Annotated in this window: 23 protein-coding genes and 1 pseudogene; 8 read left to right on the forward strand and 16 right to left on the reverse strand. The window is 74.2% G+C overall.

Translation table 11 applies throughout. From position 1 onward, the window contains the following. Positions 1 to 135: 135 nt before the first annotated feature. The 4 genes from ACZ52R_RS29745 (at position 136) to ACZ52R_RS29760 (ending at position 2676) form a co-directional block, all read left to right on the forward strand. Entirely contained in the window at positions 136 to 519 is a 384-nt protein-coding gene (locus ACZ52R_RS29745; RefSeq protein WP_465664242.1) for a hypothetical protein, read from the forward strand. Positions 520 to 658: 139 nt separating this feature from the next. Then, a complete protein-coding gene (locus ACZ52R_RS29750) occupies positions 659 to 1735 on the forward strand; it encodes a hypothetical protein (protein WP_465754461.1) in 1077 nt (358 codons plus the stop codon). A gap of 82 nt (positions 1736 to 1817) precedes the next feature. After that, on the forward strand, positions 1818 to 2213 hold the full coding sequence (locus tag ACZ52R_RS29755) for a roadblock/LC7 domain-containing protein (protein WP_360503266.1): 396 nt from the start codon (positions 1818 to 1820) through the stop codon (positions 2211 to 2213). Between the two features lie 88 nt (positions 2214 to 2301). Then, positions 2302 to 2676 (forward strand): hypothetical protein, encoded by a 375-nt coding sequence (locus ACZ52R_RS29760; RefSeq protein ID WP_189917531.1) that lies wholly within the window; start codon positions 2302 to 2304, stop codon positions 2674 to 2676. Positions 2677 to 2712: 36 nt separating this feature from the next. Here the strand turns inward: ACZ52R_RS29760 and ACZ52R_RS29765 are convergent, their stop codons facing one another. The 8 genes and pseudogenes from ACZ52R_RS29765 to ACZ52R_RS29800 all read right to left on the reverse strand — a co-directional run bounded on the left by ACZ52R_RS29765 (position 2713) and on the right by ACZ52R_RS29800 (position 10341). Continuing rightward, positions 2713 to 3156, reverse strand: coding sequence for a DUF6188 family protein (locus ACZ52R_RS29765; RefSeq protein WP_465754462.1), 444 nt, complete (start codon positions 3154 to 3156; stop codon positions 2713 to 2715). A gap of 178 nt (positions 3157 to 3334) precedes the next feature. Further along, positions 3335 to 4465, reverse strand: coding sequence for an NUDIX domain-containing protein (locus ACZ52R_RS29770; protein ID WP_465754463.1), 1131 nt, complete (start codon positions 4463 to 4465; stop codon positions 3335 to 3337). Between the two features lie 146 nt (positions 4466 to 4611). Further along, positions 4612 to 5496, reverse strand: coding sequence for an SGNH/GDSL hydrolase family protein (locus tag ACZ52R_RS29775; RefSeq protein ID WP_465754464.1), 885 nt, complete (start codon positions 5494 to 5496; stop codon positions 4612 to 4614). Then, entirely contained in the window at positions 5471 to 6667 is a 1197-nt protein-coding gene (locus tag ACZ52R_RS29780; RefSeq protein ID WP_465754465.1) for a glycosyltransferase, read from the reverse strand. The genes ACZ52R_RS29775 and ACZ52R_RS29780 overlap by 26 nt, the downstream gene beginning before the upstream one ends. Then, the gene (locus ACZ52R_RS29785; protein ID WP_465664237.1) at positions 6664 to 7977 is read right to left on the reverse strand and encodes a glycosyltransferase family 4 protein; all 1314 of its coding nucleotides are present in this window, start codon (positions 7975 to 7977) and stop codon (positions 6664 to 6666) included. The genes ACZ52R_RS29780 and ACZ52R_RS29785 overlap by 4 nt, the downstream gene beginning before the upstream one ends. Before the next feature lie 134 nt (positions 7978 to 8111). Then, a complete protein-coding gene (locus tag ACZ52R_RS29790) occupies positions 8112 to 8300 on the reverse strand; it encodes a YegP family protein (RefSeq protein WP_360503282.1) in 189 nt (62 codons plus the stop codon). Positions 8301 to 8482: 182 nt separating this feature from the next. Beyond that, positions 8483 to 8762, reverse strand: a pseudogene (locus ACZ52R_RS29795) (hypothetical protein); the annotation flags it as partial. Between the two features lie 196 nt (positions 8763 to 8958). Continuing rightward, positions 8959 to 10341 (reverse strand): amino acid permease, encoded by a 1383-nt coding sequence (locus ACZ52R_RS29800; RefSeq protein ID WP_465664236.1) that lies wholly within the window; start codon positions 10339 to 10341, stop codon positions 8959 to 8961. 461 nt (positions 10342 to 10802) lie between these two features. On the opposite strand from ACZ52R_RS29800, the gene ACZ52R_RS29805 reads away from it, so the two are divergent. Further along, positions 10803 to 11036, forward strand: coding sequence for a hypothetical protein (locus tag ACZ52R_RS29805; RefSeq protein WP_360503287.1), 234 nt, complete (start codon positions 10803 to 10805; stop codon positions 11034 to 11036). Positions 11037 to 11151: 115 nt separating this feature from the next. Here the strand turns inward: ACZ52R_RS29805 and ACZ52R_RS29810 are convergent, their stop codons facing one another. Together ACZ52R_RS29810 and ACZ52R_RS29815 are read right to left on the reverse strand one after the other, a co-directional pair. Further along, positions 11152 to 13248, reverse strand: a complete 2097-nt coding sequence (locus ACZ52R_RS29810; RefSeq protein ID WP_465754466.1) for an MMPL family transporter — start codon at positions 13246 to 13248, stop codon at positions 11152 to 11154. A 172-nt stretch (positions 13249 to 13420) separates the two neighbouring features. Further along, a complete protein-coding gene (locus ACZ52R_RS29815; RefSeq protein WP_465623385.1) occupies positions 13421 to 14362 on the reverse strand; it encodes a deoxyribonuclease IV in 942 nt (313 codons plus the stop codon). A gap of 200 nt (positions 14363 to 14562) precedes the next feature. On the opposite strand from ACZ52R_RS29815, the gene ACZ52R_RS29820 reads away from it, so the two are divergent. The 3 genes from ACZ52R_RS29820 to ACZ52R_RS29830 all read left to right on the forward strand — a co-directional run bounded on the left by ACZ52R_RS29820 (position 14563) and on the right by ACZ52R_RS29830 (position 18518). After that, positions 14563 to 15939, forward strand: coding sequence for a cytochrome P450 family protein (locus ACZ52R_RS29820; protein WP_465754467.1), 1377 nt, complete (start codon positions 14563 to 14565; stop codon positions 15937 to 15939). A gap of 397 nt (positions 15940 to 16336) precedes the next feature. Then, the gene (locus ACZ52R_RS29825) at positions 16337 to 17419 is read left to right on the forward strand and encodes a right-handed parallel beta-helix repeat-containing protein (RefSeq protein ID WP_465754468.1); all 1083 of its coding nucleotides are present in this window, start codon (positions 16337 to 16339) and stop codon (positions 17417 to 17419) included. 64 nt (positions 17420 to 17483) lie between these two features. Beyond that, complete coding sequence (locus tag ACZ52R_RS29830; protein ID WP_465754469.1) at positions 17484 to 18518, forward strand: methyltransferase; 1035 nt, start codon at positions 17484 to 17486, stop codon at positions 18516 to 18518. Between the two features lie 153 nt (positions 18519 to 18671). Here ACZ52R_RS29830 and ACZ52R_RS29835 read toward each other — a convergent pair whose 3' ends face one another. From ACZ52R_RS29835 to ACZ52R_RS29860, 6 genes are all read right to left on the reverse strand, one after another. Then, positions 18672 to 19361 (reverse strand): class F sortase, encoded by a 690-nt coding sequence (locus ACZ52R_RS29835; protein ID WP_465664232.1) that lies wholly within the window; start codon positions 19359 to 19361, stop codon positions 18672 to 18674. A 105-nt stretch (positions 19362 to 19466) separates the two neighbouring features. Beyond that, positions 19467 to 19892, reverse strand: a complete 426-nt coding sequence (locus tag ACZ52R_RS29840) for a hypothetical protein (RefSeq protein ID WP_360503305.1) — start codon at positions 19890 to 19892, stop codon at positions 19467 to 19469. Positions 19893 to 20214: 322 nt separating this feature from the next. Further along, complete coding sequence (locus ACZ52R_RS29845; protein ID WP_360503308.1) at positions 20215 to 20544, reverse strand: TcmI family type II polyketide cyclase; 330 nt, start codon at positions 20542 to 20544, stop codon at positions 20215 to 20217. Next, complete coding sequence (locus ACZ52R_RS29850; RefSeq protein ID WP_465623392.1) at positions 20541 to 20996, reverse strand: SRPBCC family protein; 456 nt, start codon at positions 20994 to 20996, stop codon at positions 20541 to 20543. Before ACZ52R_RS29850 ends, ACZ52R_RS29845 begins: the two co-directional genes overlap by 4 nt. Position 20997: 1 nt before the next feature. Beyond that, a complete protein-coding gene (locus tag ACZ52R_RS29855) occupies positions 20998 to 21258 on the reverse strand; it encodes an acyl carrier protein (RefSeq protein WP_465754473.1) in 261 nt (86 codons plus the stop codon). Positions 21259 to 21304: 46 nt separating this feature from the next. Then, on the reverse strand, positions 21305 to 22546 hold the full coding sequence (locus ACZ52R_RS29860) for a beta-ketoacyl synthase N-terminal-like domain-containing protein (protein WP_465623393.1): 1242 nt from the start codon (positions 22544 to 22546) through the stop codon (positions 21305 to 21307). Positions 22547 to 22550: the final 4 nt, after the last annotated feature.

Here is a 22550-nt window from a genome sequence, read left to right on the forward strand (position 1 = left end):
GATGTGAATATGCCATTGGAATGTTCGTCATACGGAATCCGGCAGTAGCCTTCCGTGTCGAACCTGCCACTGCTGGTGGCGATCCGGCCGGTGCCGCGCAGCGCCCGGCCGCCCAGACCCCGCGAAGGAGCCGGTGTGCCGGGTATCGACGAATGCCTATCCGGAGCGATGGCGATCGCCGGAGCACGCGCCGCGAGCCTCGTCGACTGGAGTAGCGGGCTCGCCCTCGGCAGCCTCGGAGGCAGCCCGACGGGCGAACACGAGACCTCCGCCGCCGAGGCAACGGACCTCGTGCGAGCGGCTGTTGAGAGCCAGACCTTCACGGTGGCGGAGGACCGGCGATCCCCGCTGGAGGACATCATCGTCACGGCCGGCCGCAGCTACCACCTGATCCGCTTCATCGACACGGTCTTCGACAGCCGGCTCGTCCTGCACCTCTGGCTGGACCGTACGGAGGGCAACCTCGCCGTCGCCCGCTTCCGCCTCCAGGCGCTGGCCGAGGAACTGGTGCTGGGGTGAACTCGACGTCCGTGACACCCGATCCGCGCCGGCCGCCCGTCGCATTTCGGCCGCCGGCCCGCCCTTCTGCCACCCCCGGAGCCGCCCCCAGGGCTGTGCCCGGAGCCGTTCCCGGAGCCGTCTCCCGGCGGTGGACCGCGTGACCGCCGCCACCGGCACCGCCCCGCCCCCGGAGTGCGCCGCGCCGACGACCCCGGGCGAGGCGCTCGCCCTGCTCGCCGACCGCCGCGCCACTGGCACCCTGCACGGCCCGCTCGGCACCCTCCACCTCGTCGACGGCCAGGTGGTCGGCGCCGAGTCCCCCCGGGCGCCCGGTCTGGCCGACCTGCTCACCGGCTGCGGCCGGATCACCCCCGAGGGCTGGGCGGAGCTCCTCCACGTCCACGGCCCGCGGGCACGGGTCGGGGACGTGCTGGTCGAACGCCGGCTGCTCACCCGGGGAGAGCTCGAACTCGGCCACCTGGGAACGCTGTTCGACGCCGCCTTCTTCGTCCTCGCCGATCCGGGCGGCGGCCTGTGGCGGTTCGAGTCCGACGCCCGGCACTGGCTCGGAACGGTCGCGACGGTCGATCCGGACCGGCTCCGCCGCGAGGTCGAACGCCGACGCCGGCTCCTCGACCGGATCTGGCCCTGGGCGCAGCTCGACACCGCGCCGGTCCGCCCGGTCGAGCACAACCGCCGACCGTCCCACCGCCCGCCCGGCCGTCGGAGCCGCGAGCTGCTCGACCACGCCGACGGTCGAAGAACCCCGGCGGACCTGGCCCGCCTGCTCGGCCGCTCCGGCTTCGGTGTCACGGCGGACATCCGCCGCCTGGCCGCCGCCGGACTGCTCGACGCACTGGGGCCTGCCGCACCACCGCACACCAGTGCGCCGCCGGCCGTCGTACCGCATGCCACCGCGCCGCCGGCTGCGGGCCCTGCCGCCACGAGCGGGAGGCCGCCCGGCGGCCTGCACCGCCGGATCCCCGGCGCCACCCTGCGCGGTGTCACGGCGACCGGTGCTCCAGCCGCCGACGCAGCCCAGGTCGGCACTCCGTCCGCCGTGCCGACCGGCCCTCCGTTCGCCGCCCAGGTCGTCGCCCCGATCGCTCCGATCGCCGCTCACGCCCGCCCCGAACGCCAGCCCACCCCGGCAGCGGCCCACCCGCTGACCGTCCCCGACCCGGACATCGCGCTGCTGACCCGGGTCCGAGACCTTCTGGAGGCCCGACTTTGACCCACTCCCCGCCCGCGACCCCGTCGTTCCGGCCATGAGGCGGGCGCTCAAGCAGCGTGTCGGAAGGAGACAACTGATCGCCTTGGAGACCGAGCTGCTCGCCGAACTGCGTGCCTGCAAGCACCGCGTCCCGCACCTCGCGGGCGGCCTGGTGGCCAGCGTGGACGGCCTGCTCGTCGCGCACGACACCCATGGGGTCGAACCCTCCGGCCTGGCCGCGATGACGGCGGCCTCGCTCTCGCTGGCCCAACGGCTCGCCGACACCACCGGCCAGGGCGAGTTCCGGGAGTCGCTGGTGCGTGGCGAGTACGGCTACGTGGCCACCTACGCGGCCGGCGGCAGCTGCGTGCTGACCCTGCTGGCGCACCCGGACGTCAATGTCGGCCGCCTCCACCTGGAGGCCCGTCGCAGCGCCCAGCGCATCGCCGGGCTGCTCAACGACACCCTCCTGCCCAAGGACCCGCGCGACGCGGGCTGACCCGAACCGCCCACGCCACCACCTCGCCACCCCCCGACCTCACGACTTCACCACCCCACAGCCCAGCCACCGAAAGGGAGTTACCCAGATGACCGACGCAGCCGGCGCGCTCAAGCAGGCCATGACCAGCATCGAGGGCGCCATCGGCGCCGCCCTGGTCGACTACAACAGCGGCATGGCGCTCGCCACCCTCGACGGCCCCGGCGGCCTGGACCTCAACGTGGCCGCGGCCGGAAACACCGACGTGGTCCGCGCCAAGATGCGCACCATGGACATGCTCGGGCTGCAGGACGGGATCGAGGACATCCTGATCACCCTGTCCAGCCAGTACCACCTGATCCGTCCGCTCACCGGCCGCACCGGCAAGGGCCTGTTCCTCTACCTCGCCCTGGACAAGGCCCGCGCCAACCTGGCCATGGCCCGCCACCAGCTCGTCAAGATCGAGGCCGACCTCGAGGTCTGACACCCACCGGGCACCGGAGGAGTCCCCGGCGGCGGCTCAGGCCCCGCCGGGCTCCGTCCCCCGTGTCCCCTGGGTCCCCTGCGTCGCGGGCGGCCCGGTCCATCGGACCTCGCCGCCCGGCAGTGCCGCACACGCCACACCCCCGGCGGTCAGCACGCTCCATGGCGCCAGCTGCGCGTGCGGTGGGACGGACAGCGCACCGCCCCCGGCGAAGCCCAGCTCGAGTCCGCCGGCCAGGGTGATCCGGGCGGAGTCGACGGTCCGCCCGACCAGTGCCAGTAGCGCGGTGCTCGGCTGGAAGGTCAGTGCCGGGAAGTAGTGCCCGACCTCCTCCGGCGCGGCGAACGACGGCGCCGCGAAGCGGAATTCGTGCGCCACCCGGACGGTCACCTCGCCGTCCAGCAGCAGGTTCAGCCGCCCGCCCCCGCTGACCGACTCCACCCGACGGCCGGCCAGCACCTCCGTGATCGCGTTCTGCATACCCCCAGTCTGTCCCAACCGGCCTGTCCCAACCGGCCTGTCCCAACCGATCTTGTCCCGACCGGGTCGCAGCCCAGGCACCTGCCCGTCCGCCATCCAGCAGCCCGGACGGCCGGCCGCCCGCAGCCCGCCGGCCGCTCGCTGCCCGCTGCCCGTCTGCCCGCTGCCCGTCTGCCCGCTATCCGGCGGCCCGGCCGCGCACCAGCTCGACCGGTCCGCCCGTCCCCTCCCGGGCGGCCAGGGCCCCGGCCGTACGGTCCCAGGACGGTCCGCTCAGCAGGGCCCGTGCCTCGGCCGGACCGCAGAGCCGCCACTCCACCAGCTCCGCCTCCTGCAGCACGATCGAATCGAGCATCCCGTCGGTCACCGCGCCCCCGTCGTAGACGTACACCAGCACGGCGGTGTCCCGGCCAGTCGCCGGGTCCGCCCCGGGGTCGGCGGCCGCTCCGGGCTGCCAGTCCAGTGCCAGCAGCGGCCCGGGTTCGACCTCCCACCCCAGCTCCTCGCGGATCTCCCGGCGGGCGCCCGCCCGGGGCGTCTCCCGGTCCGCCTCGACCCCGCCGCCCGGCAGCGTCCAGTACGGCTCCTGTCCGCGCGGCCCGTCCCACGGCCGCAGCCGCACCAGCAGTACCCGCCCGGCGGCGTCGGTGAACAGCGCCCGAGCCTTCGCCCGGATCCGCGGCCGGGTGGCGTAGTAGGTCTGCGGGTCGAGCGGCGGCTCGGGCCGCTGCTCGACCTCCGGGTGCAGTCCGGGGGCGGCGGCCAGGCCGAGGTACTCGGGTACCGGCCCGTCGGCGGGCAGCTCCCGCAGCGTGTGTCCGACCGGCCGGCTGTCCTCCAGCTCCAGCGGCCCGGTCGTGCGCGGTGCCCGTAGGCAGGCCGTCACCCGGCGGGACAGCAGGGGCGGCAGCGCCTGACCCGCCCGTTCGGTGGTCAGCCACGTCCACCCGCCGACCTCGGCCGCGTCCGGCCGGATCGCCGCGGCCTGTCGCTCCGTCAACGGCTCGGCCCAGTACAGGTACGCCACGATCGGCGGACGGCCGTGGCGGAGTACCCAGTCGACGCAGGCCAGCGGCCCCAGGCGGGGCGTGAAACCGAGTTCCTCGGCGATCTCGCGCAGCGCGGTGTCCCGGGGTGAGCGGTCCGTCGGCTCCCACCCGCCGCCGGGAATCGCCACCGGGTGCTTACCGTCGTACGGCAGCCGTACGACCAGCAGCCGCCCGTCCCGGTCCGGGAACAGCACCCCGGCTGCCGCCAGGATCCCCCGACCATCCGTGTCCGCGTTCGCCACCCCGACTCCCTCCGTCATGATCTCCCCGGTTACGACAACTCGGGCCACCTCCATGGTTCCCCCCGGGCCGCCGTGCCGATCACCGCCGGGCCGATCACCACGGGGCCCCGCCCCGTCCGCCGGCCCGCCCGTCCGCCCGCCCCGTCTGCCCGCCAGTCCGCCCGTCACCCCAGGGACGCCAGCGCCTGCGCCGTCGCCCGCGCCATCTGCTCGTCGTGCCGGCCGCTCGCGCCGCGCAGGCGGGCGGCGGTCTCGGCTGCGGCGAGCGCCAGCAGTCCGGGCAGCAGGTCGGTGCTGCGGGCGGCGACCCAGCGGGTGCCCTGGGTGGCCATCCACCACAGGTCGGCGGCCGGGCCCGGCGGGGGCTCGGCCGGTGTGGCGGTGGGCGGCGGTCCGAGGGGGTGTCCGGCCTCGGCGAGGAGCCCGTGGAACCGGCGGGCGATCAGATGGTGGCCCTCGGCGCTGGGGTGCAGGCGGTCCACGCTCAGCAGGCGCCGCTCCTCCAGCCACGGCAGCTCGGCGAGGTGCAGGTGCACTGCCCGGTGGCGAGTGGTGAGGGCGTGCACCACGGTGTTGACGGCCCGCATCCGTCGGGCGAGCGGGCGGGCGAGCGGCGTCGGGAGGCGGAGCAGGGTGCCGGGGTCGGGCAGGCAGGCGGTCAGCAACACGGCGCCGTGTCCGGACAGTTCACCGAGTGTGGCGTCCAGCTCGAGCGTCGTGCGCCGGATGTCGAAGCCCGCCCGCAGGGTGTCGTTGCCGCCGACCAGCACGGCCGCCAGCTGGGGTCGCAGGATCAGCGCGGCCGGTAGTTGACGGTCCGTCAAGTCAGTGGTGAGCGCACCGCTGTGGGCCAGATTGGTGAAGTCGACGTCCCTGCCCTCGGGTGCCAGTGAGCGTGCCAGGACGGCGGCCCAGCCGCGCCACCCTTCGCCCACCGCGTCCCCGACCCCTTCCGTCAGCGAGTCCCCGAGCGCGACGAACCGCGCCAGCTCGCCCGCCGGTGACCGTTCTTCCGCCACCCGGTCAGGGCCGGTGCCGAGCATGCTCATCCCAACCCCCCTCCATCGTGCCGCCGTTCCGCACGCCGTGCGCCGCCAGGAACGCGGCCACCGCCGCGGGCCAGCCGTACCGCTCAGCCTGGGTCCGGGCGGCCGCCCGCCGTACGCTTTCCGGCCGGTCCAGCAACTGGCGTACCGCGGTGGCGAATCCGCCTCCGGTGTCGGTGGCCGCCACCCCGGCGAGCCCGACCAGTCCGGGCAGCGCGGAGGAGCGGCTCACCGCGACCGGTGTCCCGCAGGCCAGGGCCTCCATGGCGGCGAGCCCGAAGGTCTCCACCGGCCCGGGTGCGAGCACCACGTCCGCGCAGCCCAGTAGCCGGGCCAGTGCCGCGCGCCCGTTCAGGTGCCCGAGGAAGCGCACCGGGAGTCCCAGCCGCGCGGCCCGGTCCGCCAGGCGTCCCCGTAGCGGGCCGGTCCCGGCCACCGCCAGGACGGCGGGCACCCGTCGCGCCCGCAGCGCGGCCAGCGCCTCGACCGCCCGCTCGGGCCGCTTCTCCGCCGAGAGCCGCGAGCAGAGCACCAGCAGCACCTCCTGCGGCGCGGCGTACCGGGCCCGCTCGACCGCCCGTTCGGCCTGCGGCAGCGGCCGCATCGCCTCCAGATCCACTCCCAGCGGCGCCCGGGCCAGGTTCGGCGTGCCGATTCGCCGGAATTCCGCCGCCGCCCAGTCGGTGGTGCACACCACCGAGTCGTACCCACGGGCGGTCGCCGCGTTGAGCCGGTCGGCGGCCGCGCTCGCCAGCGGCCCGGGCACGCCCCAGGTGCGCAGCACCCCGGTGGCGCTCTCGTGCGACACCATCACCGAGCGCACCCCGTGCCGCCGCGCCCAGGCGCCGGTCCAGCGCAGCGTGGTGCGGTCGGACACCTCCAGTCGGTCGGGCGAGATCCGGGTCAGCTCGGCGGCCACCGCCCGGCGGTCGGTGAGCAGCCGGTAGCCGCCACTGGCCGGCAGCACCGGCCCCGGCAGGGTGACCACCAGGCCCTGTTCGGTCTCCTCCTCGGAGCGCCGCTCCCCGGGCACGATCAGCACCGGCCGGTGCCCGGCCGCCCGGTACCCGGCGCCCAGGTGCCGCAGCGCGGTGCGCAGCCCGCCGGAGACCGGGGTGACGAAGTTGGCGAGCCGTACGATCGTCAGCGCCTCGCCGTTCTGGGCGGAGCTCATGCCGGCAGCTCCTCCGGCATGGTGTCCGCAGCCGCCGAGTCCTGCGGGGCAGCCGAGTCCTTCGCCGCCGCTGACTTCTTCACGGCCGGTGCGACCGGCTCCGGCGCGAGGGACCCCGCCGGTACGCCCCGGTGCTCCGCCGGTACGCCCCGGTGCTCCGCCGGCGCCCCCCGGTGCTCCGCCAGCACCTCGGTGTAGTGCCGCAGCAGCAGGTCCCCGACCGCCTCCCAGGTGCGCGCGGTCACTTCCGCCCGCCCCGCCTGCCCGTACGAGGCCCGCCGCGCCGGGTCGGCGGCCAGCTCGGTCACCGCCCGGGCCACCGCTGCGCCGTCCCGGGGCGGTACCAGCAGGCCGGTGCGGTGGTGCGCCACCAGGTCCAGCGGGCCGCCCGCCGCCGGGCCGATCACCGGTACCCCGCTCGCCATCGCCTCCTGGATGGTCTGACAGAAGGTCTCCAGCGGGCCGGTGTGCACGAACACGTCCAGCGTCGCGAAGCAGCGCGCCAGTTCCTCACCCGTCCGGCGGCCCAGGAACACCGCGCCGGGCATCGAGGCCTTCAGCCCGGGGGCGGACGGCCCGTCCCCGACGATCACCACCCGTACCCCGGGCAGCGCCGACGCCGCGGCCAGCAGGTCGACCCGCTTCTCCGGCGCCAGCCGGCCGACGTACCCGACCAGCACCTCCCCACCCGGCGCGAGCGCCCGGTGCAGCGCCTCGTCCCGGTGCCGGGGATGGAACCGCGCCGAGTCCACCCCGCGCGGCCACAGCTGCACCCGGGGCACCCCGTGCGCCGTGAGGTCCTGCGCGGCCGGGGTGGAGGGCGCCAGCGTACGGGCGGCCGCCCGGTGCACGGCCCGGATCCGCCGCCACGCGGCGGCCTCCCCGAGCCCCCGCCCGGCCCGGTAGGCGTGCGCGTACCCGGCGAGGTCCGTCTGGTACACGGCCACGGCGGGCACCCCGAGCCGCGCCGCCACCTGCCCCCCGCGCGCCCCGAGCACGAACGGACTGGCCAGGTGCACGATGTCCGGCCGGTGCCCCGCGACCGCCGCCGCCAGCTGTCGGCTCGGCAACGCGATCCGCACCTGCGGATACCCCGGCAGCGGCATCGACGGAATGCGCACCACGGGGATCTCCGCCGCCTCGGCACTCCCGAAGGACTCCGGCGGGCACTCCGCGCCCCGCGCCGGCGCGGGGGTGACGACAAGGGGCTGATGGCCCCGGCGGACCAGATGCTCGGCCGTCCGCAGCACGCTGTGGGCGACCCCGTTGACCTCGGGCGGGAAGGATTCGGTGACGATGACGACACGCATGCCAGTGTTCTGTCCGGGTCCGGCGTGCACCCGGCCAAAGGGATCTGTCGTACAAGCGAACGCGGGTCGGCGATTTGCACCGCCGACCCGCGTCCCCTGCTACTTGCTACCTGCCACCCGCTGCAGCCCCGGCCTCACATCGACCCGGCCGCCTCCTTGAGCTCCGCGTACGGGGCGAGCTTGCGGATCGACTCGATGCTCCGCAGGCAGTCGTCCTTGCTCTCCTCCGGGTCTCCGGTCACCACGACCGACCCGTTGCTCGCCTTGAGTCGGAACCGGTGCATCCCGCTCTCGTCCGTGTACAGCTCGAATCTACCCGCCATGCCGGTAACTGCCTTTCGCTCGGTTGACCCCCTGGCACCGCACCGTAGGCGCGACCTCGTCGCGCCGCCCGTCAGCCGCGCCGTTCGAGTGGGCGCGGAATCGACGGCGCGGCAGGGTGCAGGGGGCGCAGCGGTGGCCCGGCGCGGGGTGCGCCGGGCCAGCGGGGCGGAGCGGGGGTGGGTCAGCAGCCGTTGAGGATGCCGGTGAGCGCGGTCTTCTCGGCGCTGTCGACGCCGAGGCCGTAGTACTGCTTGACCTGCACCCGGGCGCGGGCGTAGGTGCAGCGGTAGGAGGCCTGGAGGAGCCACTCGGCGGGGTCGCGGTCGCCCTTGGAGCGGTTGCTGCCGGCGGAGACCAGGAGCAGTTGGGGGCGGGTGACGTCGTTGGCGAAGGCCTGGCGCCTGGCGCCGGGCGGTGGTCCAGGACCAGGCGCCGGAGGCCCAGGCTTCGGCGAGCGGCACCGGCGTGTGGACGCGGTGGGGGCCATGGCGAACGCTCCATCATCTCATCGGATGAGTCGCTGAGTTGCGTGCGCCAGTGTGGCGAACCCGCCCGTCGCCTACGCGGGTGGACCAGGGACGTGGAATCCTCGTGGACATCGGACACGTGCCGGACAAGTCCAGTGCCCGGTAAGGGCGTTCACCGCCGTTCCCGGGTTCAGCCGCGGCGTCGGCCCGCCATCCAGACGTAGACCAGGATCCCCGCGAAGAGGAACAGGACGCCCTGGTAGACGGCGGCGTAGCCGGCGCCGGCGAGGAGCCAGAGGGAGAAGGCGAAGGCGCCGAGCCCGAGGACGGCGTCCCGGACGAGCCGGCCGTTGTCCACCTTGTCGGTGGCGCCGCGGACCAGCCAGTACAGCTGTGCGGCGGTGGAGAGCAGGTACGGGACGGTCGCGGTGAAGGTGGTGACCAGCACCAGGAGTTCGAAGGCTCCCTTCGCGCCGCTGGCGAAGTTGAGGACGGTCAGTGCCGAGGCCAGGGCGACGCTCACCACCACACCGAAGGTCGGCACGCCGCGCCGCTCCTTTCCGAAGGCGGCCGGGAAGAGGCCGTCCTTGGCTGCCGCGTACGGGGCCTGGGCTGCCAGCAGGGTCCAGCCGTTGAGGGCGCCGGTCATCGAGACCAGCGCGGCGACGGCGATCGCCGTGCCGCCCCAGGAGCCGCCGAACATGGCGTCCACGGCGTCCGAGAACGGCGCGGTGGAGTGGACGAGCCGCTCGTGCGCGACGCTGCCGAAGACCGCGAGCGTGCCCAGCAGATAGACCACCGCCGCACCGGCGGTGCCGAGCACACTGGCCCGGCCGACGTTGCGCTCCGGGTCGCGGACGTTGCCCGCGCTCATCGCGGCCGACTCCACGCCCAGGTAGCTGAACAACAGGATCGCCGCGGCGGCGGTCATGCCGCCCGCCCAGCCCTGGCCGTTTCCGTCGAAGGGGCCGAGGTTCTTCGGGTCGAAGAAGAACAGGCCACCCACCGAGACCAGCAGCAGCGGGATGAACTTCAGGACGGTGGAGACGAGTTGGACGGCCCCGACGTACCGGGTCCCGGCCAGGTTCGCCAGCGCGGGCAGCCACTGGAAGGCCAGTGCGGCCGTGATGCTGAACGCGGTGGAGTGGCCGACGGGCAGCAGCACGTCCAGGTAGCCGACGGCGGCCACGGCGAGCGCGGCGTTGCTGACCCAGGTGGTGATCCAGTACGACCAGGCGGACAGGAAGCCCGCGAAGTCCCCGAAGGCCTCGCGGGCGTAGACGTACGGCCCGCCGGTGCGCGGGGTGCGCCGTGCCAGCTGCCCGAAGACCAGTGCCAGCGCGATCGCGCCCACGGTGAGCACCGCGAAGGAGACCAGGCTGACGGTCCCGTACGGGGCCACGGCGGCCGGGATCATGAAGATGCCGCCGCCGATGATGTTGCCCATCACCAGGGCGGTCGCGGCCGCCGGCCCGAAGCGGCCGTTCTTCGAAGCGGTGGGGTCGACCGGGGCCGGGGTCTCCGGGCGGCTCGGTCGGGTCGCCTGCCGGGTCGCGGCGGGGCTGGTCTGCATGAGGGTGGTGCGCCTTTCGTGGTCCTGCCCGTGCTCCGGCGGCGCGCTCGGTGGAGCGTGCGGAGTGTGCGGAGCGGCCGTTCATGCTCGGACCGGGCGGTACCTTGCACCAAATCGACGGGATTTGTTCAGTTTGTCGAGTGCCTCACCGCAAGACTTGCGGTCGCACGGCGGCCTGACGGGCACTCGTCCGGCGCGGTCCGTCCGCCCGCTCGACCGCCTGCTCGACCGTCTGCTCGACCCCGCTCGCCCACCCGCCCGCCCGCGTGCGCGAACGGCCCCCCGGTTCGTCCGGCAGGGGGAGTTGCGTCATCCGAATGCCTCAGTCGTGTTGCGATGAAGGCGGGTTCGTGCGCGTTCGTGTGCAAACCTGTGCCGGTGCCGCGGGCTGGCCGGGTGTGCTTGTGGCCGGCTCCGGGGCGCTTCTCCTTCCATGCCAGAGACCACCCAAAGGACATCTGATGTCGCTTCGTGGAAACGTCCGCAAGCTCGCCGTGATCGCCGCCGTGACGGGTGCCGCCGCCTTCGCCGCGCCGGTGCCGGCGATGGCCGGTTGGCACGCGTCGGACTCGTCGAGCTCGTCGACCTCGGCGAGCCTGGAGTCGGGTTCGGCCGGTGTCGGCCTGTTCGGCCCGCACGCCAAGTGGCTCAACGCTCACGAGCACACCGACGACAAGTGCACCGGCGACTGCTGATCGAGGGCTGATCGACGGCTGAGCCCGGGAACCGCCGCGACGGTTCCCGGGCTCACCGCTGTCCTCTCACTGCCGTCTGCTCACCGCTGTCTGCTCACCGCCGTCTGCGCACGGCTCACGGCTGTCTGGTCAGCCGAGCCTCCGGGACCAGGGCGGGCCGGGACAGCTGCCCCGGCCACCACATGTGCCGGTCGAGGTCCATGGTGAGCGCCGTGACCAGCACCGAGCGCACCACCAGGGTGTCGAGCAGCACGCCGAGGGCCACCGCGAAGCCGATCTCGGCGAAGCCCACGATCGGCAGGGTGCCGAGGACGGCGAAGGTGCTGGCCAGGATCAGGCCGGCCGAGGTGATCACCCCGCCGGTGGCGGACAGCCCGTTCAACGCCCCCTGCCGGGTGCCGTGCTGGGCGGACTCCTCGCGGACCCGGGTCGTCAGGAAGATGTTGTAGTCGATCCCCAGCGCGACCAGGAAGACGAAGACGAACAGCGGGAACGCGTTGTCCTGGCCCTGGAAGTGGAAGACGTTCGCGAAGAAGAACGCGCTGATCCCGAGCGCCGCCGCGTACGACAGCACCACGGTCGCGATCAGCACCAGCGGCGCCGTGACGGCCCGCAGCAGTACGGCCAGGATCAGCAGCACCACGCCGAGGATGAGCGGGATGATCGCCCGGTTGTCGTTCCCGGAGGCGCGTCCGGCGTCCAGGACGACGGCGGTGTTGCCGCCGACCTTGGCGTCCGCGTTCGGTACGGCGTGCACGGCGTCGCGCACCCGGTCGACGGTGTCCTTGGCGGCCTGGCTGTCCGGCGGGTCGGTGAGGGTGGCCTGGAACAGGGCCTGCCCGTCGTGGAGGACCGGCGGCGTGGTGGCCGCCACCCCGGTCGTGGTCCGGGCCGCTTCCCGGACGGCGGGGGCGCCGGCGCCGGTGGAGATGATGGTGAGCGGCGCGCCCGTCCCGCCGGGGAAGTGCTGCTGCAGCACCTGCTGGCCGACCACCGAGTCCGGCTTGCCGGTGAAGGTCCCGGCGGTGCTGAGGCCGTTGGCGTCGAGCGAGACCAGCCCGACGCAGCACGCCGCGAGCGCCAGCGCCGTCCCCACCCACACCTTGCGGGGCCGCCGGCCGATCCATCCCCCGATGTGCGCCCAGCGGCCGGTCCTGGTCGGCTCCGGCGTGCCGTACCCGGGCCGGACCGGCCAGAACACCCAGCGGCCGACGATCACCAGCAGCGCCGGCAGCAGGGTGAGCATGGCCACGAGGGCGACCAGGACGCCGATCGCGCAGACCGGGCCGAGGCCGCTGGTGGAGTTCATCTCGGCGATGAGCAGGCAGAGCATGGAGGCGATCACGGTCGCGGAGGAGGCCAGGATGGCGGGCCCGGCCCGGTGCAGGGCGAAGGCCATCGCCTCGTGCCGGTCCTGGTGGCGGCGCAGCTCCTCGCGGTAGCGGGCGGTGATCAGCAGCGCGTAGTCCGTCCCGGCGCCGAGCACCAGGACGATCAGGATGCCGGCGCTCTGCGCGTTGACGGTCAGGCCGGCGTGCTTGGCGAGCAGGTAGATGAACGCCTCGGCGACGGTCAGCGCCCCGGCCGCCGAGACCAGCGGCAGGATCCACAGCACCGGGCTGCGGTAGGTGAGCAGCAGCAGGATGATCACGACGCTGATGGTGGCGACGAGCAGTGAGCTGTCGATGCCCGCGAAAGCCTTGGCCTGGTCGGCGGCGACGCCACCGGGGCCTGTCACGTGGGTGGTCATGCCGTGGCTGCCGGCGGCGGCGGTCTGGCGCAGCTGGTCGACGGCGGGCTTCAGGTCGTTCCAGCCGTTGGTGCCGATGTCGATCGGCACGATGGTCTGCATCGCCTGCCCGTCGGCGGAGAGCACGGGGCCGATCACCGGTCCGACGACGTGCGGTACGGCGGCGAACTCGACGGCCTCACGGGTGGCCTCGGCCCGGTCGACGGGGGTGATGCCGCCGGTCCGCTGGTACACCACGACGGCCTGGGCGGTGTCCACCGGCTGGAAGGTGCGCTGCTCGTTCAGCACCCGGGTGGACTCGGCGTTGCCGGGCAGCCAGCTGGACGCCTGGTTGTCCTCGGCGCCCATGAGCTTGCCGGCCAGCGGGCCGACGGCCACCAGCAGCACCAGCCACAGGGCGAGCACCACCCATTTGCTGTGGCGTCCGCACGGCAGCGCGGCGAGTTTCCGGGTCGGAGACATGGACGACCCCCAGGAAGGCCGGCGGCAGGGACTCGGATCAGCCTCGCACCGGCCCCGGGATCCGGCAGCTCCAGTCGCGGCCATGTGGCGGTCACACGCGACCCCGCCGAGTGGCGGTCACACGCACGCGATCCGCGGCGTGGCGGTCACACGCGACGTGCCGCCCGCGCCCTCAGAGGCGGACCGCCGCCCGCTCCCGCAGCTCCTTCAGCACCGCGATGTCCAGCGCGTGCCCGGTGCCGTCCCCGCCGTGCTTGCGGTCCGGGGTCTCCACCAGCAGTGGCACGCCGGCCGTCTCCGGGTGCTCGAACAGCTCGCGGAACGGCTCCGCGCCGATCATCCCGGCGCCGATGTTGGCGTGCCGGTCCTTGCGGGCGCCGACCACGTCCTCGGAGTCATTGGCGTGGATCAGCCGCAGCCGGCCCGGACCGGCGGCGGAGGCCAGGGCGTCCAGCGCGGCCGTCACCCCACCGGGTACCGCCAGGTCGTGCCCGGCCGCGAAGGCGTGGCAGGTGTCCAGGCAAACTCCCACCTTCGGGTGACCGTCCAGCGCCGCCACGTACTCGGCCAGCTCCTCCAGCCGTGAGCAGAGCGAGCTGCCCTGGCCTGCGGTCGGCTCCAGCAGCAGCCACGGCGCGTCCTCGCCGAGCGCGTCGAGTTCGTCCAGCAGCGGCCGGACGTCCGCGCGGACCTGCGCCATCGCCTCGGCCCGGCGCGAGCCGCCGCCGGGCGCCGTGCCGACCGCCGAGCCGGTGTGCAGCACGACACCGAGTGCGCCGATGGAGTGGCCCCGGCGCAGCGAGTGGCGCAGCGAGTCGGCCGAGCGCTCGCGGGTGGCCGGGTTGTCCGAGCCGAAGTTGATCAGGTAGGGCGCGTGCACCCAGGCGGGGATGGACCCCTCGGCGCAGGCGACGCGGAACTCCTCGTCCTGCGCCGGGTTACCCGGGGGAGTGGCCCAGCCGCGCGGGTTGGCCACGAACACCTGCACCGTCTCGGCGCCGACCCGCCGCGCGTACGCCAGGCCCGTCCCGGCCAGCCCCCGAGCGGCCACCGGGACGTGGGCACCGATCGGGTTGCGGGCGGTGGCGACGGGCGGTACGAGCGCGGTGGTCATGGCCCCGAGCATGTCACGCGACCGGACGACGGTGTCGGGCAGGCCGGAACGGGCGCCCGACGGCAGGGCTTCCCGAGGCCTGGCGAAACGATCCTCTGTACTCCATCGAGTGAATTGTGCGCCGAAAGGACGGACCACGACGCCCCAACTCCGTCACGATCCGTGACCACATGGACTCCGCGCCCCCTGAGGAGGCAGCCGTGACCACCGCCGAACCCGCCGAGACCGTCGACCTGCGCGCCGACCACCTGATCCGCGACCCCTTCACCGCCTTCGCCGAGCTGCGCGAACGCGCCCCGCTCGCCCGCGCCACCATCCCCGGCGTGGACCCGTTTTGGATCGCCGTCCGCTACCAGGACGTCCGCACCGTGCTGTCGGACCCGCGCTTCGCCAACAACGTGAGCACCGTCGACCACCCGGCGGACCCGGCGGACCCGGCGGACCCGGCGGAAACGCCGGCCCCGGCAAACGCGCAGGACCCGCAGGACGCGCAGGTCCCGGCCGAGGCGCTCACCCCCGCCCACCGCACCGAACAGGTCTGGCGCGCCCGCGGCATGCCGCCCGAGTGCGCCAAGTACCTGCGCGCCGGCGTCTTCGACGCGGACGGCGCCCGGCACCGCCGGATGCGCGGCCTGGTGCACCCCGCCTTCACGGCCGGCGCGGTCGAGCGCCTGCGCCCCCGGATCGAACGGCTCGCCGAGGAGTACGCCCGGGCGCTGGCCGAGCACGCCGCTCGGGACGGCGTGGTCGACCTGGTCGCGCATTTCGCCTACCCGCTGCCCGTCACGGTGATCTGCGAGCTGCTCGGCATCCCCGAGCCCGACCGCCCGCAGTGGCGCCGCTGGAGCTCCTACCTCGGCCGGGGCGCCGGGCCCGGCCTGGACGAGGCGCTGCGCGCCATGGTGGCCGCCGCCCGCGAGCTGATCGAGCGCCGGCGCGCCGAACCGGCCGAGGGCCTGCTCTCCCGGCTGGCCGCCGCCGAGGGCGACACCGTCGACCCGGTCGAGACCGTCTCGCTGATCCTCAACCTGATCGTGGCCGGGCACGAGACCACCGCCACCCTGATCGGCAACGGTACGGCCGCCCTGCTCGCCCACCCCGAGCAGCTGGCACTGGTCCGCGCCGACCCGGGGCGGCTGCCCGCCGCCGTCGACGAGCTGATGCGCTGGTGCGGCCCGACCATCGGTGGGGTGCCGCGCTACGCGACGGAGGACCTCACCCTGGCCGGCACCATGATCCGCAAGGGCGAGGCGGTGATGCCGATCCTCGCCGGGGCCAACCACGACCCGCGGGTCTACGCCGAGCCGGAACGCCTCGACATCTGCCGGGCGGACGCGCCGGACCACGACGGACACCACGACGCGCACCTCGGCTTCGGCCACGGCACCCACCGCTGCCTGGGCGCGGCACTGGCGCACGAGGAGGCGGTGGTCGCCTTCGGCGCGCTGCTGCGCACGTACCCGCAGCTGGCCCTCGCGGTCGGACCGGAGGCCGTCGAGCGCGGCCCGAACCCGGCCGCCTGGCACCTCGCCGCCCTGCCCGTACGGCTCGGCCCGCGGGCCCCGGCCGAGGGCTGAGCGGACCCCGGAGCCGGAACACCCCGCGCCCGACCCGTCCCACGCGTGACCGCCTCGCGCCCGACCACACCCGCGGTCGGGCGCGTCGTCATGCCCGCCCGCGGCGCGCCACGCCGGGCCGTCCCACTCCCGGCCGACGCCCCGTCAGTCCCGCAGCCCAGCCCTGGTGGCGGCCCCACCCGGGCGACCGTACCGTCGACTCGGCCGCACCCACCGGCCGTCACCGCCCGCACACGGCGCGTCAGCCCGTACCGCCGGACCGGGCCGCACACCGCGACACCCCGACGACACCGCCGACGACACCACCCGACGACACCACCCGACGACACAGCCCCGACGACACCCCACCAAGCCATCACCACGAACACCGCGCGCGCCGAAAGACAGGTCACCACTCATGCCCACGCGACGGATCCACCACCTCGCCGCGGCCACCGCGGCCGCCACCGCCCTGACCACCGCCCTCACCACGCTGGCCGCCGCGCCCGCGGCCCACGCCATCGACATCGGCCCGATGCACCTCGTCCGGCCGGGCGAATCGATTCAGCAGGCCGTCGACGCCGCCCACCCCGGCGACACCGTCCTGCTGCTCCCCGGCACCTACCGGGGCAGCGTCCGCATCACCACCCCCGGCCTCACCCTGCGCGGCTCCGGCCCCGACAGCGTGATCACCCCCGGCAGCGGTACGGAGAACGCCTGCGCCACCGCCGGGCACGGCGTCTGCGTGGTCGGCACCGAGGCGAAGCCGCTGCCCGACGTCACGATCGAGGCCCTCGCCGTCACCGGCTTCGCCAAGAACGGCATCGACGCCAGCGGCACCACCGGCCTGACCGTCCGCCGCACCTACGTCCACGACAACGCCCAGCAGGGCATCAGCCAGGAGATGTCCACCCGGGCCGCCATCCTCGGCAACCGCTCCACCGACAACGGCCAGTCCGGTGTCTTCCTCGCCAACTACGCCTACCGCGAGGGCGGCGCGCCCGACACCGGCGGCACCGTGGTCGAGGGCAACGAGCTGACCGGCAACCGGGTCGGCGTCACCGTCCGCCGGCTGCGCGGGCTGGCCGTCCAGGACAACGACATCAGCGGCAACTGCGGCGGTGTCTTCGTCGTCGGCGACGAGGGCGTGCCCCGCGCCGGAGACCTGGACGTGCGGCGCAACAAGGTCGTCGCCAACAACAAGTTCTGCGCGGCGAACCCGCGCCTGGGAGCAATCCAGGGCGCAGGCATCGTGCTCACCGGGACCGAGGACACCCGGGTCACCGACAACGAGGTCCGCGACAACACGGGCACCTCGGACTTCTCCGGCGGCATCGTCCTCTTCAAGAGCGTCGTCGGCATCTCCAACGCCCGGGCCGTGGTCACCGACAACCACCTGCGCGGCAACGGCCCCGCCGACCTCGCCGACCGCGACGCCGGCGCGGGCAACACCTTCGCCCGCAACACCTGCGAACGCTCCGAGCCGTCCGGCCGCTGCTGAGCACCCCGACCCGCCCGCCGCTCACCCCGACCTCTCGCCGCCCACCCCCCCCCAAGGACCGCCCATGACCACCGCACCCGCCCACGCCGGTCCGCAGGCCGCGATGCGCCTGCGCGAGCTCGTCTTCGGTGCCGCCTGCGCCGCCGCCGTCCGCGCGGCCGCCCGCCTCGGTGTCGCCGACGCGCTCGGCGACACCCCGACCGCCGTGACCGACCTCGCCGCCGCGCTCGACACCGAGCCCCGCCAGCTGCGCCGCCTGCTGCGCGCGCTCACCTGCTACGGCATCTTCGCCGAGAGCGGCGACGACCGCTTCGAGCACACCGAGATGTCCCGCCTGCTGCGCGAGGACGCCCCCAACTCCCTGCGCTACATCTCCCTCTGGTGCACCGAGCCGTGGACCTGGGAGGCCTGGCCGAAGCTGGACGAGGCGGTCCGTTCCGGCCGCAACGTCTTCCCGGAGCTGTTCGGCAAGGAGTTCTTCGACTACCTGCACAGCGACGGCGGCGACTCGGCGAAGGTCTTCGACAAGGCGATGACCACCTCCAGCCGCCAGTCCGCCCAGGACTTCGCCGAGTACCTGGACCTCACCGGCGTCGACTCGGTCGTCGACATCGGCGGCGGCCAGGGCCACGTGCTGGCCAGCCTGCTCGAGAAGCACCCGGCACTGCACGGCACGCTGCTCGACCTGCCCAAGGTCGTCGCCGGTGCCGACCCCCGGCTGCGAGACGGCGGCGTCTTCTCCGCCCGCGCCCGTCTGGTGCCGGGCGACTGCCGGGTGGACATCCCGGTCCGCGCCGACCTCTACATCATCAAGAACATCCTGGAGTGGGACGACGAGAGCACCCGCCGCACCCTTGCCAACGTGATGAAGGCGGCCCGCCCCGGCGCCCGCGTGGTGGTCGTGGAGAACCTCGTCGACAACAGTCCGTCGATGCGCTTCACCACCGCCATGGACCTGCTGCTGATGCTCAACGTGGGCGGTGCCAAGCACTCCGAGGAGAGCATGGTCCGGCTGATGGAGGAGGCCGGTCTGACGGTCACCGAGGTCTGCCCGGTCAACCCCTACCTGCACGCCTTCGAGGCCACCGTCCGCGGCTGACGCGGACGCCGTCACGCTGCACCCACCGCACACGCCGACCGCCGGCCCCCGCATCCCGGGGCCGGCGGTCGTCGTCTGCGTGCGCGGCCTCGGACTTTCAGCGCTGCCGGTCTTCACCGCTGCAGGCCTTCACCGCTGCAGGCTTTCGGCGCTTCAGGCCTTGTGCGAGGACTCCAGGTGGGCGAAGACCACTACGTTGTCCAGGTAGTCCCGCCGCTTCTTGTCGTACACGCCGCCGCAGGTGATCAGCCGCAGCTGGGCGTCGGGCGCCTTGCCGTACACCTTCTGGTCGGGGAAGGCGTCCTTGGCGAAGGTCTCCACCGAATCCACCGTGAAGACCGCGACCGTGCCGTCCGCGCGGCTCACCTCGACCTTGTTGCCCGGCAGCAGCAGGCTCAGCAGCAGGAACACCGCCGGGCCCTTGGTGGTGTCCACGTGTCCGGCGACGACCGCGCTGCCGCGCTCGCCCGGGGTCGCGCCGTCCCGGTACCAGCCGACCAGGTTCTTGTCGTCCGGCGGCGGCGCGTTGAGCTGGCCGGCCGGGCCGAGGGTCAGCTCGGTGAACGGCGCGTCCACGGCGATCTGCGGGATCCGCAGCCGGGTCGGCTTGGCGCGCTTGAGTACCGGAGCCCCCGGCGCGGCCGCCGCGGGCGGCGGGGAGGCGGCGGCCGGCGGCCCGGGGACGGCCGGCGCGGTGGCCGCCGGGGGAGCGGCCTGGGTGGCCGCCGCGTCCGTGGTCGGCTCGGTGTCCACCGAGTTGTAGATCAGCAGCAGCCCGACCGCTGCCGCGCCCATCCCGGCGCGCAGCAGCCGGGGCATTCCAGAGGCGGGACCGCCCGTCATTCCTGTCCTCCGCTCAACCGGTTCCGAACGGCCCGCCGCCCCCGGTACGCCTCACCCCGGCCGGGGTGAGGCGCCCGGAGGCGGCGGGAAGCAGCGCGTCGGGCCTCAGGCGACCGCGCCGGAGGCACGGCGGCCGCGGCGCAGGGCGTAGGCGCCGGCCCCGAGGCCGCCGAGCAGCAGCACCGCGCCGGAGGCGAGCCCGCCGCCGGACAGCGCCAGACCGCCGCCACCGGTGTGCACGCCGCCGTGCGGGGTCTTGTGGTCCTCGTCCTTGGCTTCGGTGCCCTTGTGCTCTCCGGAGCCCTTCGGCTCCTCCATGCCCTTGTGCTCCTCGGAGGCGGCGCCCTTCTTGTCGTCCGCGGCCTTCGGGGCGCTGTCGGATGTGCCCTTGTCGGCGGGCTTGTCCTGCTTCTCCTGCCAGGTGAGGTTCTTGCCCTGATCGGAGGAGCCGTCGGCGAAGGCCAGGGGGGCACCGACGGTGAGGACGGCGGCGACGGCCGCCCCGGCGAGCAGCGTGCGTGCAGAACGCATGAGGATGATCCTTCCGGCGCGCGGACCCGCGACTGCCGACACGGTGCCGGGCAAGGGGGCTCGCGGGTGGTGCGCCTGATCCACCGTCAACCACCGTGGCGCCGCCTGCCACCGGAGCGTGGCAGTGTCGCTGCGGACTGTGCGCCCTTCGGGTGGAGTCCCGGGTGTGTTCACCCGGCTGCCCGGGCGATCCGGGTGAATCCGGGTGAGCCCGGGGTGAATCCGGTGACGAGCCGACATGGGAGCACGCCCAGGGGCGGGGCGACGCACGTGGGCCCGCCCCCGGCGCACGGCCGGGGGCGGGCCCATCGGGACACGCCGGTCAGCGGTCCCAGCGGTAGAACTCCCGCGCCATCGCGTCCTTCGGCTCGCGCCAGGTGGCCGGGTCGTAGGCCTGGACGAAGGCGGTCAGCCGGTCGCTGACGGTCCGGAACTCGGGGTGCCCGATGACCTTGGCGACGGCCGGGCCCGGCGGGCGGTCGGCCTCGATCAGGTGCAGGTAGACGTCGCCGAACTGGAAGAGGCTGCGGCCGGTGACACCGATCAGGTGCGGCAGCTCGCCCTGGTCGGACTCGGCGAACACCTCGGCGATGTCCGGCGCCGCCTCGGGCTTCATCCGGGCGACGATCAGGGCCCGGTGCGGGCCGCTCACAGCTCCGCCGCCCGCTTCTCGACCTTCTCGCGGATCAGCTGCATCTGGATCCGCGAGTTCTTGTTGATGTGGTTGACCATGCCGTCGTCGTCGACCGGGGCGGTGGGCTTCATCGCGAAGTCCTGGACCCAGCGCATCCTGGTGCCGGCCGGGACCTCCGCGTACTCCCAGCGGATGTCCATGAACTCGAACGGGCCGGGCTCGACCCGGCGGGCGTTCACCGCCAGCGAGGACTTGTCGGTGGTGCGCTCGGAGACCCAGCTCCACACCTGGCCGTTCTCGTCCGGGTGCATGGTGAGCCGGAACTGCACGCGGTCGCCCTCGCGCTCCAGGACCTCGACCGAGGCGTACTCGCTGAACAGGTCCGGCCAGTTCTCCAGGTCGTTGGTGATCTCCCAGACCAGGTCGAGCGGCGCGGCGATGACGATCTCGTTGTCGGTGTGTCCGGGCATCTCAGGCACCAGCCTTCGCGGAGAGGGAGGAGTTGACCAGCTCGAGGAACTCGGCCGGGGTCTTGGCGGATTCGGCGCCGGAGGTGACCTTGAGGTTGTGCCGGTTCTCCAACTCGCCGACGACGCCGAGCAGTCCGAGCGAGTCGACGCCGAACGCGTCGAACTGCGCGCCCGACTTCGCCAGGGCGGCCGGGTCGACGCTGACGCCTGCCCGGGCCTGCAGCAGGGCGGCGAGTTCCGGATAGCCGAGGGTGTTGCTCATGGGGGTGTCGCTCACGGGGTTTCCCTTCGGGGTGTGACGGAGTTGTTCAGGAGCCCTCCCCGCGCCGGAGCACCAGCGCGGAGTTGGAGCCCATCAGCCCGCGGCTGAGCACCAGGGCGGTGCGCAGCTCGGCCGGGCGGGCGCGGCCGGTCACCAGGGCGAGGTCGTGGCAGACCTCGGTGACGTTGGGGGTGGGCGGCAGGACGCCGTCCTCCATGGCCAGCACGGCGGCGGTCACGTCCAGCATCGGGGCGCCGCAGTAGGCCCGGCCGGTGCCGGTCTTGGGCACGGTGACCGGGACGCGTTCGGCGGCCGGGCCGAGCGCGTCGGCCAGCGCCAGCGCCTCCGCCCGGTCGGCGGCGGGCACGCCCAGCGCGTCCGCGAAGACCACGTCGATCTCCTCGGGCGCGATCCGGGCCTCGTCCAGCGCGATCCGGATGGCGGCGGCCAGTCCCTCCCGGGACTCCTGCCAGCGGGAGGCCCCGGTGAAGGTGGCGCCGTGCCCGGCCAGGTGCGCACGGACGGTGGCGCCGCGCCGCAGGGCCGTCTGCTCGTCCTCGAGCATCAGCATCGCGCCGCCCTCGGCGGGGGCGAAGCCGCAGGCCCGCGCGGTGAACGGCAGGTAGGCCTCCTCGGCCCGCTCGGCCAGGCTCAGCTCGGGGTAGCCGAGCTGGCAGACCATCGAGTACGGCGCCAGCGGGGCCTCGGCGGCGCCGACCACCACCGCGTCGGTGCCGCGCGCGATCGAGCGGGCGGCGTGTGCGAGGGCGTCCAGGCCGCCGGCCTCGTCGCTGGCGACGACCGCGCACGGGCCCTTGTAGCCGCCGCGGATCGAGATCTGGCCGGTGCTGGCCGCGTAGAACCAGGCGATGGACTGGTACGGGCCGACGAACTTTGGCCCCTGGCCCCAGAGTTGCTGGAGCTCGCGCTGGCCGAACTCGCCGCCGCCGGAGCCGGCCGCGGTCACCACGCCGACCGCGAAGGGCTGTTCGGCGTCGGGCCGGAAGCGGGCGTCCGCCACCGCCAGGTCGGCGGCGGCCATCGCGTAGTGCGTGAAGCGGTCGGTCTGCACCAGGTAGCGGTTGTCGATCGCCGACTGCGGCTCGAAGTCCCGCACCTGGCCCGCGATCCTGAGCGGCAGCTCGGTGCAGCCCTCGCGGGAAATCCGGTCGAGGACGCTCACGCCCTGCCTGGTGGCCTTCCAGAAGGCGTCGGCCCCGACGCCGTTCGGAGCCACCACGCCGAGGCCGGTGACCACCGCCCGGCGGCCCTGCTGACGTGACGTCATGGAA

The organism is Kitasatospora sp. NPDC034023 (assembly GCF_055575795.1).